Origin of the sequence: Micromonospora noduli (genome assembly GCF_003264365.1) — a bacterium.
GTDB lineage: Bacteria > Actinomycetota > Actinomycetes > Mycobacteriales > Micromonosporaceae > Micromonospora > Micromonospora noduli.
In genome coordinates, this window is the sequence record NZ_PYAK01000050.1 from 33,495 (window position 1) to 45,071 (window position 11,577).

The window sequence follows — 11,577 nt, forward strand, 5'->3', positions numbered from 1 at the left end:
GATCGTCCCGTACCGATGTCTGGCTGGCAACGCCCCGGGCCCTCAGCGCCGCTGCGGACCGGGCCGATGCGACGACCTGTCACCACCTGCGCCATTAAGGTCGGTTAGTACAAAATCTTCCGAAGGTGCCGGAGGGCGGCCAGCATGAACGGCGACGAGCGATGAGTGGGCACGTGATGGTCTTCGCGCCCACTCCACAGCTGACGGTGACGGTGGACCAGCCCAACGACCACCCCGAGCTGCACCTGCACCCTGGTGGGCAGGGCGTCTGGCAGGCCCGGATGGTGATCTCCCTCGGAGTCGACGTGGTGCTCTGCGCCGCCCTCGGCGGTGAGATCGGCCAGGTGCTGGAGCCGCTGCTGGTCAGCGAGGGCGTGGACCTCAAGGTGGTGGTCCGTGACTCCGGCAGCGGCGGGTACGTGCACGATCGCCGCGAGGGCTCCCGGCAGGAGATCGCCGACGTGCCCGGGCAGCCGCTGAGCCGGCACGAGATCGACGAGCTGTACAACCTCGCCCTCGGCGAGGGCCTGCGGGCCTCGGTGAGCATCCTCAGTGGGCCGAACGAACCGTGGCTCGTACCGGCCGACCTGTACCGACGCTTCGCCGCCGACCTCGGCGCGAACGGCGGACGGGTGGTGGTCGACCTCTCCGGCGATCACCTCGGTTCGGTGCTGGAGAGCGGGGTGTTCTTCCTCAAGGTGAGTCACGAGGAGTTGATCCGCGACGGCCGCGCCCGCAGCGACGACACCGAGGAGCTGACCCGGGCCATGTACGAGCTGCACGCGGGCGGCGCCGAGACGGTGGTGGTGAGCCGCGCCGACCAGCCGGCGTTGGCGCTCATCGACGGGGAGCTGTTCCAGGTCGAGATGCCCCGGCTGGAGGCCGCCGACCCGCGCGGCGCGGGCGACTCGATGACGGCCGGCGTGGCGGCCGTCGTGGCCAGGGGCGGGGACATTCGGACCGCCATCCGCACCGGCGCCGCCGCTGGCGCGCTGAACGTGACCCGGCACGGCCTGGGCACCGGGCGGCTGGACTCGATTACCGGCCTGGTGGACCGGGTCCGGCTGGTGCCGGCGGACAGCCGGCAACAGGAGCGGACCACCCCGGACGAGTTGGCCGGCCGGGTGGTCGAGCGATGACAGTGCGGGTGTTGATCACCAACGACGACGGGATCGCCGCGCCGGGCATCCAGGCGCTGGCCTGGGCTGCCCGGCAGCGGGGCCTGGACGTCGTGGTGGCCGCACCGATGGAGGAGGCGAGCGGCACCAGCGCCGCGATGAGCGCCATGGAGCGCGACGGGCGGGTCGTCGTGAACGACCACCCGCTGCCGGACCTGGCGGGTGTGCCGGCGTACGGGGTCGCCGGGTCCCCGGGCTTCATCACGCTGATCGCCCTGCACGGGGCGTTCGGCCCACCGCCGTCGGTGGTGCTCTCCGGCGTCAACCGGGGCGCCAACGCCGGCCGGGCGGTGCTGCACTCCGGGACCGTGGGCGCCGCGTTCACCGCCGCCACCAACGGCTGCCGGGCGATGGCGGTCTCCCTCGACGTGCTCTCCGCTGGCGAGGCGACGGCCGCGAGCGGTGGCGCCGCCGTGGACGCCGCCGCCCGGGTACGCGACGCCGAGCGGCACTGGGGCACCGCCGCGCGGGTCGCCCTGGACCTGCTCCCCCGCTTGACCTCCGCGCCCATGGAGAGCGTGCTCAACGTGAACACCCCGGACCTGCCGCACGGGCAGTTGCGCGGGGTGCGGCGCGGCACCCTGGCCAGCTTCGGCCAGGTGCAGATGACGGTGGCCGAATCCGGCCACGGGTTCGTCCGTACCTCGCTGGAGGAGCCGGGGCAGGCCGCACAGCCGGGCACGGACGTGGCGTTGCTGGCCGCCGGGTACGCGTCGGTGACGGCCATCCGAGCGGTCACCGAGGCGACCGACATCGACCTGACCGGCCTGGACGAACAGCCCTGACGGGGACGCCCGGCGCGCTCAGGCGCCGGGCAGCACCTCGGGGGTGGCGGCACCGGCGAAGTAGGGCTCCGGGGCGCCGAAGAGGCCGAGCAGGCCGGTCACCCAGAGCTGCCGGTGCACGAACCGGCTCGGCTCGGTGACCACCAGCTTGACGTCGCTGACCTCGGCTGTCTGGAAGCCGGCGACCATGGCGCTGATGCCGACCGAGTCGATGAAGGTGACCAACCTCATGTTGAGTTCGATGCGCAGGGGGCGGCCCTTGGCCAGCACCTCTGCGATCGCTTCACGCACCTCGTACGCTGTGTCGACGTCGATCTCACCCCTTGGGGCGATTTCCACGACACCACCGGACAGAACCGACTTCACGATCGACAGGCTCACGCGAGCACCTCCACCCGCCCGTCCCCCGGGCGCCTCATCAGTACGCGGGCCGCGACCGAGAGTATTCCTCCGACGGCCTCGGTCGCCACCCCTCGGGATGAGCAATTCGCGGATCCGGGCCCACAAAACCACCCATATCCGCACTTTTCAGTATCTGATTACTCAAGACTTTTCGTTATCTGACCATCGACGATCGGTCGTGACCGACGCGCCGCCGAACCAGGGTAGCGGTCCGGACCCGGCGCGCCCGACAACCGGCCCATGACGTACGCCTGCCCCGTGTGCCGTCGGCGTGTCGCCCGTCGCCGGCCGGCGCGATCCGCGTCCCCGGTTGCCGATGCGCCCTAGCATCGGCCGGGACACCACCGCGACGGAGAGGATCTTCGATGATCAAGCGACTTGCCGGGCTGGCCGGCGTCGGTGTTCTGCTCGCCCTCGTCTTGGCCTGCGGTTTCGGTGGCGGGGGCGACGATGACGACGATGACGACGACTTCGCCCGCGGGGTCGCCGTGTCAGCGGTGCGCTGAGTCGGTGGCGCGCCGGGTTCCGGCGCGCCGAGCTACCGGTGCTCCGCGGAGGTCGGGGTTTGCGTCCGGCTGACGCGGGGCACTGCGGGGTAGGCGACACCGTGACGCGCTGGAAAGACGCCGAAGTCCGAAGTGGCCGGCGGCTTCGGCACCCGAGGAGGTAACCACGATGTTCGGAACCAACCTGCTGGACCGCCGCAGCAAGCCGGAGCGGATCGCGGACCAGGCCTGGGAGCACCTGCTCTCGGCCGTCAGCTATGCCGGAGACAGTGTGCGGGACACCGCCCGTTCGGCCCGCCAGAACAGCAGCGACCTCGCCGACGGGGCGGGTGACCTGGTGGGATCCGCGGCCGAGGAGGCGCGACGCCGAGCCTCGCTGGCCTTCGACGCGCTCGCCGGGCGCCAGCCGGCACTGCCCTGGACGCTCCTGATCGGCGCCGCGCTCGTCGGCGCGGCTGTCGGCTGGGCCGTCGGCTCCGCCGCGCGGGCCGCCGGCAGCCGGGACGACCGTGCCGTCGACGACGTGGAGTTCGTCGACGTCGACCGCCCCAACTCCCCCGCCATCTGAACGACAGCACCATCACGGGCCCCGATCGACTCAGGTCGAGCGGGGCCCGTGGTGGTGCTGGGGTGGACCCGGTCCGCCGGGTGCCGGACCCCTCAGGCGGCCCGGCGGACCGGTGTCTGGTGGTGATCCGGGGTCCCGACCCGGATCACCGGCTCATCGACTCGTGCAGGTGATGGCGGCCGGGGACGTGTTGCGACCGGTCCACGAGCCGAGGAAACCGGCCGTGGTGCTGGCCCCGGCGGCGAGCGTGCCGTTCCAGCCCGTGTCCCGGACCGACACGGCGGCTCCGGTCTGGGTGTGGGTACCGCCCCAGAGCTGGTCGATCCGCTGGCCGTCGGCGAAGGTCCAGCCCAGCGTCCAGCCGGCGATGGGGGCGCTTCCGGCGTTGCGGACCAGCAGCTCGGCCTGGAAACCGCCGGACCAGGAGCCGGTCACCCGGTACGTCGCCGTGCAGCCGGCGGACGGCGGCGGCGGAGTGGTCGGGGGCGGCGTCGTCGGCGGTGGCGTCGTCGGCGGTGGCGTGGTCGGCGGTGGTGTGGTCGGGGGCTCGCCTCCCGTGCGGTCGGCGACCAGGATGCCGCGACCGTTGGTGCCGAGGTAGACCCGACCGTAGACGCGCGGATCGCCGGTCAGCGCCTCGGTCGGATTGCCGTACTGGTGGCGGTCGTCGTTGACGCGTACCCATGTCGCGCCGGTGTCGTCGGAGCGGTGCACGCCCGGTTGACCGTTCACAGTGCCGTAGAGGAACACGGCGGGGTTGGTCCGCCCGGGTGCCGCCTTGCCGAACCCGACGTTGCCGGAGGCGCTGACGCCGTCCAGCCTGGTGAAGCTGGCGCCCGCGTCGGTGGAGCGCCACAGACCACCCGGCCCCGCCAGCCACAGTTCGCCGGCCCGGCCCGGCAGGGCCTTGAACCGCACGTCGGCGGTGGGCAGCCCGGTCGCCGCGGTCGGGGTGAAGCTGGCCCCGCCGTCGGTGCTCAGGTAGAAACGCCCGCCGCTGAAGCCGTAGAACCGGGTGGGGTCGACCCGGTCGGACTCGACAGTGGCGTTCGCCGGAATGCCGGTTGACGCTGCCCAGGAGTTGCCGAAACCGACCGAGTGGACGACGCGTTGGCCCGCGTCACCGGGCGCCCAGACGAAGCGGCTGCCGTCGGCGGCGGCGGCCACCGTGCCGCCGAGGTTGACCCCGGACGGTTCAGTGCCCTGGAACCAGGTGGCGCCGCCGTCGGTGGAGAAGGCGACGTGACTGTCATTGGGTCGGTCGGCGTCGGTGAAGTTGCCGGCGCGCACCAGCACCGCGGGCTTGCTCTCAGCGTGGTCCAGGCTGGTGGTGGACGTGAACACCGGCTGGGTGAACAGCATCGACGGAATCGCGTCCAGGTCGGTGTGTCGGAAGCCGCCGACGTCGCCGAGCGCGCTGATCAGGGGTGCACCGCTGGGCGGGCTGATCAGGTCGAGGACGGCGGTCTCCTCCAGCCCCCGGACCATGGGCCGGAGGGTGAACTGACCGCCGGTGTCCCACTTGGTCAGGTCGGTGGTGCCGTAGATGGTGGCGCCGGTGCCGTACATCATGCGGTTGGAGTCGTGCGGGTCGATCTCCACCGACTCGTTCATCCAGCCGAGCTTGGGCGCGTCCTCCGGAGGCGCCGGGTTGAGGCCGAAGGTCAACCAGGGCACCGAGCTGATGTCCATCGTGTAGCGGCGGGACCTCTCCGGGTAGTTGCTGAACTCCCAGATCCGCGTCCAGCTCGCCCCGCCGTCGGTGCTGCGGAAGAAGATGGCGTCCGGCCACCAGGAGACCTGGGTGGCCACCAGCAGGGTGTTCGGGCGAAGCCGATCGATGGTCAGCCCGCTGTAGCCGAAGTAGGCGTCGGCGCTGGTGGAGGGCACCGGGCTGATCCGCGTCCAGGCCCCGGTCGACCGGGTGAACTTCCAGACGTCGCCCTTGCCGCCGTCGTACGGGCCGCCGGTGTCGCTGGTGGCGATGTAGAGGTGACCACCGACCGGGTCGACGACCCCCTTGTGGGCCAGGTAGCCGGTTGGCTGACCGGGGATGCGCGCCCAGGTGACGCCGCCGTCGGTGCTGCGGTAGACCGGGTTCTCCTTGTCGGCCACGCCGACGTAGATGGTCTGCGTGGTGGAGCCGGCGGTGCCGGTGTTCTTGTCGAAACTGACCCAGGTCAGGCCCTGGTTCTGCCCGTTGTAGCCGTTCGGGTCGCTGGGGTCCGCCCGGTAGTTGCCGACGTTGGGGAAGGCGGCGACGCGGGCCCAGGTCACGCCGTGGTCGGTGCTGCGCCACAGCCCGTTGCCACCCTCGGCGCCGTAGTACACGATGCTGTTCCGGTTGGGGTCGACGGCGAGCCGCTCCCCCATGCCCCGGCCCGGCATGTTGCCGCCGTTCTTGAACGGCAGCTCGGTGGCCTGCCAGGTGGCGCCCTTGTCGGCCGAGCGCAGGATCGCGCCGTTGTTCGGGTCCCAGCCGTTTGTGTACATGCCGACCGCGGCGTACACCCGGTTGGTCTGCACCGGGTCGGTGGCGATGCTGACCACGCCGTTGTAGCCCCACCGGTCGGCGCCGACCCAGTCGAGCAGCGGCGTCCAGGACTGGCTGGCCTGTTCCCAGCGGTACGCCCCGCCGATGTCGGTGCGCGCGTAGATGAGGTTCTTCTCGGTGGGGTTGAAGACGATGCCGGGTACGAAGCCGCCACCGCCCACCGGGACGTTCCGCCAGGTGTACGCCTCCGCTGCGGCCGGGGTGGGGGCCGACCCAGCGGCGGTGAACGGGACCACCACGACGGCTGTGGCGGCGGCCAACACGGACACGACCGTGCCGGCGAGACTTCTCCGCATCTGCGGTTCCTCTCGGGATGGAGCCCCGGGGGACGGGGTCGATCGCCTGGGTGACGCCGTGGCCCGGGGGACGAGCACGACGACGGGGACGGGCAGAGCTGCCCTGGCTCCACCACCCGACGCGACGGCTCCCGCGATCGAGGAACGCGATTACCGTAACCGAAAGCGGCTCGCTTTGGAAGCGCTCCCATCATCGATGTTCGTCCCCACTTCCCATCCGTGCCGCCCAGGTCGGGCCGCGCCGTCACCCGGTCCGGGCGAGGGCGGCTCACCCGGGGCGGCGGCAGGATCGCAGCACGGCGGACCTCCGGCCGCGGCCAGCACCCGGTCCGCCATCGCAACAGCGGAGGAGGGACAGATGGCCATCGCGGAGATCAACCGCACCGACCAGGACATCCAGTCCGCCGTGCTCGACGAGCTGACCTGGGAGCCGCGGGTACAGCCGCACGAGATCGGCGTGACCGTCGCCGAGGGCGTCGTCACCCTGACCGGCCGCGTGGACAGCTACGCCAAGAAGTGGGCCGCCGAGCGGGCCGCCCACCGGGTCGCCTCGGTCCGGGCGGTCGCCAACGACGTGGCCGTGCAGCTCACCAACGACACCGAGCGCGCCGACAGCGACCTGGCCGCGGCGGCCAGCCACGGGCTGGAGTGGGACGCGTTCGTGCCCATCGAGAAGCTCCAGGTCACCGTCTCGGCCGGCTGGGTGACGCTGCACGGCGACGTCGAGTGGGAGTACCAGCGCCGAGCCGCCGAACGCGCGGTGGCCCGGCTGACCGGCGTACGCGGGGTGAGCAACGGCATCACCGTCCGCCCGGCCACCGCGCCGGACGGCCGCAACCTGGCCGACCAGATCGTCGACGCCCTCGCCCGGGCCGGAGCGACCGAGGCCGAACGGATCAGCGTCCGGGTGCACGGCGACACCGCGATACTCGCCGGGTTGGTGCACTCGATGCCCGAACGGGCCGAGGTTGAGCAGGTGGCCTGGTCCGCGCCGGGCATCCGGGAGGTGCAGAACCACATCGCGGTCGCCCCGGTGCTGCGCTGAGCGGGCGCGGGCGCCCGCCCAGCGGGCGCTGAACGGGCGCGGAACCACCCGGGGTGGGTGAGCCGGCCTCACCCACCCCGGGAGCAGGCTGGTGGCATGAGTGATCCGAACGGGCTGATCCAACCGGGGCGCACCGCGCCCGGCTTCACCCTGCCGGCCACCCCGGACGGGGCTCTGGTGGGGCCCGAGCAGTTCCGTGGCCGGCCGGTCGTGCTCGCCTTCTACCCCGCCGACTGGAGCCCGGTCTGCGGTGACCAGATGTCGCTCTACCAGTCGGCGGCTCCCGTCTTCGCCCAGTACCAGGCGGTGGTGCTGGGCGTGTCGGTGGACAGCATCTGGTCACACCGGGCGTTCGCGGAGAGCCGGGGCATCGAGTTCCCCCTGCTGGCCGACTTCGAGCCCAAGGGCGAGGTGGCCCGCAGCTACGGCGCGTACATGGCGAACGGTGAGGCCGCCCGCGCGCTGGTGGTGCTGGACCCGGCGGGGAAGGTGACCTGGAGCTATCTGTCGCCGCCCGACGTCAACCCCGGCGCCGACGGCATCTTCGACGCGTTGGACCAACTCGCCGCCGATCGGAAGGTGATGGCCGGATGAGCACGCCACTGCAGGTCACCGCCCGACTTCGCGACCCGGTGACCACCGACGACCACATCCGGGGGCCGGCCGACGCGGCGGTGACCATCGTCGAGTACGGCGACTTCCAGTGCCAGTTCTGCGGTGCCGCGTACCCGAACCTGCACGAGTTGCTGCGGCAGCGGGCCGACACCGTACGGCTGGTCTACCGCTACTTCCCGATCGCCAACGTGCACCCGTACGCCGAACGGGCCGCCGAGACGGCCGAGGCCGCCGGGGTTCGGGGCCGGTTCTGGGAGATGCACGACTGGCTCTACGAGCATCAGGACCAGCTCGACCCGGTGCACCTCTCGCTCGGCGTCGAGCAGGTCGGGTTGCCGCCGGACGAGTTGAACGCCGAGGTGGAGAACCGCGCGCACGCGGACCGGGTGCGCCGGGACTTCGTGGGGGGCATCCGCAGCGGGGTGAACGGCACCCCGACCCTGTTCGTCAACGGCATCAGGCACGACGGCGGGTACGACCTGCCCGACCTGCTGACGGCCGCGGATGCCGCCGCCAACGCCTGACCCGCTCAGATCAGCCGCAACTCGCGCGCCCGCCGGACCGCCTCACGCCGGCGGGTCGCGTCGAGTTTGCGGTAGATGTTGCGGACGTGGGTCTTCACGGTGTTGACCGAGAGGGACAACTCGCTGGCGATCTCCACGTTGGACAGGATGCTCTGCAGGTAGCGCAGGATGGTCAGCTCCCGTTCGGTGAGCGGCTCGTCGAGCGCGCCCCTCGGCCTGGCGGCCGGCCCGGCGGCACCCTGTTCCGCGCCTCGCACCAGGTCACTGACCAGCGTGAAGTGCGCGGTGCCCGCATCCAGGTGTGCGGCCAGCAGGTCCCGCACGGGTGGTTCGGCGCGGGTGAAGACCCGGCGGCAGCCCTGCGGGCCGGCCAGGTCCAGCGTCTGCTCCAGGATCCGACCCGCCCGACGCCCGTCCCCGGCGCGCTGGGCCAGCACCGCGTCGAGCAGACCGGCGTCCAGGCGTACCGGTAGCGGCCAGGCCGTGGCGGCCGGTGCCTGCCAGTCCGGGAGGGTCCGCTCGGCGGTGGCGGCGTCGCCGGCCAGCAGCTGCACCTTCGCCAATGTCACCGCGAGCACCGGGTCGGCCCCCTCGTCGGCGGCGTCGGCCAGCAGGTCGCGGGCGGAGTCCAGGTCGCCCCGCGTGGCCCGCAGTTCCGCCTCGGCGGCCCGCAGCAGACCGTTCAGCTCGTCAGCGGACGGCCGGCCGGCCAGCGCCTCCCGGGCCCGGACGAGCAGCCGCTGGCCGGTCGCCGGGTCGCCGGAGTCGCGGTGCAGCTGCGCCCGGCACAGGGCGGCCACCGTCACCGCCACCGGTTCGTCGAAGGCGGCGGTCAGCCAGTCGTCACCCACCTCGGGGTCGCCGGCCCAGCTGCCGGTCACGTCGAGCGCCGGGAGGGCGAGGGCGAGATTCGCGCTGGCCTCCTCGGGCTGGTCGCGCAGCAGCGCCACCACGGCGAGAGCCAGGTACGCGTGGCCGCAGTCGAGCCGACAGGACCAGCCCCGACACTGCGGCATGCCGAGCGCGTCCCTGGCCGCCTGGTCGGCTGCCCGCAGCTCGCCGCGCACCGCGAGCAGCAGCGCGGCGCGGCTCGCAGCGACCAGCTCGGTACGCGGCCGACCGGCTTCCCGAGCCGCCGCCCGGGCCCGGACGAACCGGGCGGTGGGCAGCGCCGCGTCGGCCAACTCGACCAGCCCCAACGCGGTGCCGGTGAACGCCCGCAGGTCCAGGTCGTCGGCGGCGCCACCACCACCGGCCGTCGGGGCGGAACTGGTCACCCCGGTCGGCAGCCGGGTCGGCGTGGCTTCCGCCGGGCGGGTGCGCAGTAGGCGAGCGGCGGCGGCCCGGACCTCGGTGCGGTCGTCGGCGAGCCGGGCCACTGTCAGCTCCAGCCCGGTGACCAACCGCAGGAACCGGTCCCGGCGCGGCACCGGCAGACCAGCGGCGTGCCCGGCGGCGGCCCGCAGGTGACCGGTGGCGGCCGGCAGGTCACCGGCGTACGCGCGCTCGGCGGCGCAGGCCAACGCCACCTCCGGGTCGGCGCGGATCACCTCCGCTGGCGGCGGCGTGGGTGCTGGGACGTGCACCGGGTCCCGGTCGTAGCGGGTCAGCTCCGGCCAGTGCGCCACGAACAGGTCACCGGCCAGGTCCCAGCGGCCGGCGGCCAGGGCGTGCCGCAGAGCGTCGGCGGGCCGGCCGTCGCCCGCGTACCAGTCGGCGGCGCGAACGTGCAGCTCGCGTAGCTCCTCGGCGGGCAACCGGGCGAGGTCGGCGCGGAGCAGGTCGGCGAGCAGGGACTCGTACCGGTACCAGGGCGGCCGGGTGTCCTGCCGGTGCAGCAGACCACCGGCCCCGGCCAGGTCGGCCAGCACCTGCCCGGCGTCGGCGCGGCCGGTCAGCGCCTCGGCCAGGTCGGCGCAGACGGTGTCGACGACGGCGGTACGTCGCAGCAGATCCTCCTCGGCCGGGTCGAGCGCCGCCAGCACCTCCTCGTGCAGGTAGCCGGCGATCTCCGGTTGGTCTCCGCCGAACTGCCCCACCCAGCGCTCCGGGTCGGGCTGTCCGCGTACCGCCAGGGCGGCGATGCGCAGCGCGGCCGGCCAGCCGCCGGTGCGCTCCCGCAGCCGGTGCACGGCGGTCGCCGGCAGCGCGGCGCCATGGGCGGTGAGCAGGTCGGCCACCTCGTCGTCGGTGAACGCCAGCTCGTCCGGGCCGATCTCGGTCAGCTCGCCGGCGAGGCGGAGCCGGTGCAGTGGCAGGTGCAGTCCGGCCCGCGCGCCGATCACCAGGCGGAGCCGCCGCCCGGCATGCCGCAGCAGGAACTCCAGGCCGGTCAACGCCGCCGGGTCGGCGACCCGGTGCAGGTCGTCCAGGATCAGCAGCACCGGCCGGTCGGCGGCGGCGAGCGTGGCGGCCAGCGCCTCCAACTGGTCGGGGCGCGGCGGCCGGTCGGGCACCGGGCCGCCCTCCGTCGCCCCGGTCGCCGAGCGCAGCGCCGCGGCGAGGTACGCCCAGAGCCGGTCGGAGTCGTCGCCGGACTCCACCGACATCCACGCCGACACCGGGTCGTCAGCCGACGAGACCGACAGGTCGCCCGAGTCGGGCACGATCGCGCCCGGCTCCACGTCGGGTGGCGCGCCGCCCAGCCGCATCCAGGAGGCGAGCAGTGTGGTCTTGCCCCAGCCGGCGGGGGCGGCCACCAGGGTGACCGGTCCCGCGCTGCCCTCGTCCAGCCGGCGCAGCAGGCGGGGCCGGGCGACCACCGGCTCCGGCGGCACGGCCGGCGTCAGCCGGGACGCCAACAGCGGTGGCCCCGGTGCCGATTCGACGCGTACGTGATCCTGTTCCGGCACCCAGCCCCACCCCCACCACGCGCTCCGCCCCCGGTCGGCGAGCGGTTACCCGACACGGGCCGGTTCACCCCTTCCGGGCGAGCGCGCTTCACCCGGGGGCGACCGACGATCGGGGGACGTGAACCGGGAGGACGGGTGGTACCCATGGGACGGCTGGCGCGGGCGGGACCCGCCCTGGGCGGCGCGGCGCTGGCCGGGGTGGCGCGGCTGCTGCGCGTACCCCGTCGGGGTGCCCGGCCCGGCGCGGACGGC

9 protein-coding genes and 1 pseudogene are annotated in these 11,577 nt (G+C 73.4%); 7 read left to right on the plus strand and 3 right to left on the minus strand.

What is annotated here, in order from left to right:
- Nucleotides 1–161: 161 nt before the first annotated feature.
- Both GUI43_RS26560 and surE read left to right on the plus strand, forming a co-directional pair.
- The gene (locus GUI43_RS26560; protein ID WP_181518436.1) at nt 162–1,139 is read left to right on the plus strand and encodes a 1-phosphofructokinase family hexose kinase; all 978 of its coding nucleotides are present in this window, start codon (nt 162–164) and stop codon (nt 1,137–1,139) included.
- The gene (gene surE, locus GUI43_RS26565; protein ID WP_112700029.1) at nt 1,136–1,963 is read left to right on the plus strand and encodes a 5'/3'-nucleotidase SurE; all 828 of its coding nucleotides are present in this window, start codon (nt 1,136–1,138) and stop codon (nt 1,961–1,963) included. Before GUI43_RS26560 ends, surE begins: the two co-directional genes overlap by 4 nt.
- A gap of 18 nt (nt 1,964–1,981) precedes the next feature.
- On the opposite strand, the gene GUI43_RS26570 is transcribed toward surE, so the two are convergent.
- Nucleotides 1,982–2,344 (minus strand): STAS domain-containing protein, encoded by a 363-nt coding sequence (locus GUI43_RS26570; protein WP_030330302.1) that lies wholly within the window; start codon nt 2,342–2,344, stop codon nt 1,982–1,984.
- Nucleotides 2,345–2,730: 386 nt separating this feature from the next.
- Here GUI43_RS26570 and GUI43_RS34010 point away from each other — a divergent pair, with 386 nt between their 5' ends.
- Entirely contained in the window at nt 2,731–2,871 is a 141-nt protein-coding gene (locus GUI43_RS34010) for a hypothetical protein (RefSeq protein WP_167457621.1), read from the plus strand.
- A 169-nt stretch (nt 2,872–3,040) separates the two neighbouring features.
- Nucleotides 3,041–3,439: a hypothetical protein gene (locus GUI43_RS26575; protein WP_091409235.1), complete on the plus strand. Its 399-nt coding sequence runs from the start codon at nt 3,041–3,043 to the stop codon at nt 3,437–3,439.
- 153 nt (nt 3,440–3,592) lie between these two features.
- On the opposite strand, the gene GUI43_RS26580 is transcribed toward GUI43_RS26575, so the two are convergent.
- Nucleotides 3,593–6,289: a cellulose binding domain-containing protein gene (locus GUI43_RS26580; RefSeq protein WP_112700030.1), complete on the minus strand. Its 2,697-nt coding sequence runs from the start codon at nt 6,287–6,289 to the stop codon at nt 3,593–3,595.
- 358 nt (nt 6,290–6,647) lie between these two features.
- On the opposite strand from GUI43_RS26580, the gene GUI43_RS26585 reads away from it, so the two are divergent.
- The 3 genes from GUI43_RS26585 to GUI43_RS26595 all read left to right on the plus strand — a co-directional run bounded on the left by GUI43_RS26585 (nt 6,648) and on the right by GUI43_RS26595 (nt 8,473).
- Nucleotides 6,648–7,334, plus strand: coding sequence for a BON domain-containing protein (locus tag GUI43_RS26585; protein ID WP_112582568.1), 687 nt, complete (start codon nt 6,648–6,650; stop codon nt 7,332–7,334).
- A 96-nt stretch (nt 7,335–7,430) separates the two neighbouring features.
- Nucleotides 7,431–7,928 carry a redoxin domain-containing protein gene (locus GUI43_RS26590; protein WP_112582567.1) on the plus strand — a complete coding sequence of 166 codons (498 nt, stop codon included), beginning with the start codon at nt 7,431–7,433 and terminating at the stop codon, nt 7,926–7,928.
- A complete protein-coding gene (locus GUI43_RS26595) occupies nt 7,925–8,473 on the plus strand; it encodes a DsbA family protein (RefSeq protein ID WP_091409221.1) in 549 nt (182 codons plus the stop codon). Before GUI43_RS26590 ends, GUI43_RS26595 begins: the two co-directional genes overlap by 4 nt.
- Before the next feature lie 5 nt (nt 8,474–8,478).
- Here GUI43_RS26595 and GUI43_RS26600 read toward each other — a convergent pair.
- Nucleotides 8,479–11,393 (minus strand): annotated as a pseudogene (locus GUI43_RS26600) (winged helix-turn-helix domain-containing protein).
- Between the last annotated feature and the right edge of the window lie 184 nt (nt 11,394–11,577).

Bases quoted from the DNA above. Each gene is read 5' to 3' on its own strand.
- GUI43_RS26560 (WP_181518436.1), top strand. From the start codon at position 162: ATGAGTGGGCACGTGATGGTCTTCGCGCCCACTCCACAGCTGACGGTG.
- surE (WP_112700029.1), top strand. From the start codon at position 1,136: ATGACAGTGCGGGTGTTGATCACCAACGACGACGGGATCGCCGCGCCG.
- GUI43_RS34010 (WP_167457621.1), top strand. From the start codon at position 2,731: ATGATCAAGCGACTTGCCGGGCTGGCCGGCGTCGGTGTTCTGCTCGCC.
- GUI43_RS26575 (WP_091409235.1), top strand. From the start codon at position 3,041: ATGTTCGGAACCAACCTGCTGGACCGCCGCAGCAAGCCGGAGCGGATC.
- GUI43_RS26580 (WP_112700030.1), bottom strand. From the start codon at position 6,289: ATGCGGAGAAGTCTCGCCGGCACGGTCGTGTCCGTGTTGGCCGCCGCC.
- GUI43_RS26585 (WP_112582568.1), top strand. From the start codon at position 6,648: ATGGCCATCGCGGAGATCAACCGCACCGACCAGGACATCCAGTCCGCC.
- GUI43_RS26590 (WP_112582567.1), top strand. From the start codon at position 7,431: ATGAGTGATCCGAACGGGCTGATCCAACCGGGGCGCACCGCGCCCGGC.
- GUI43_RS26595 (WP_091409221.1), top strand. From the start codon at position 7,925: ATGAGCACGCCACTGCAGGTCACCGCCCGACTTCGCGACCCGGTGACC.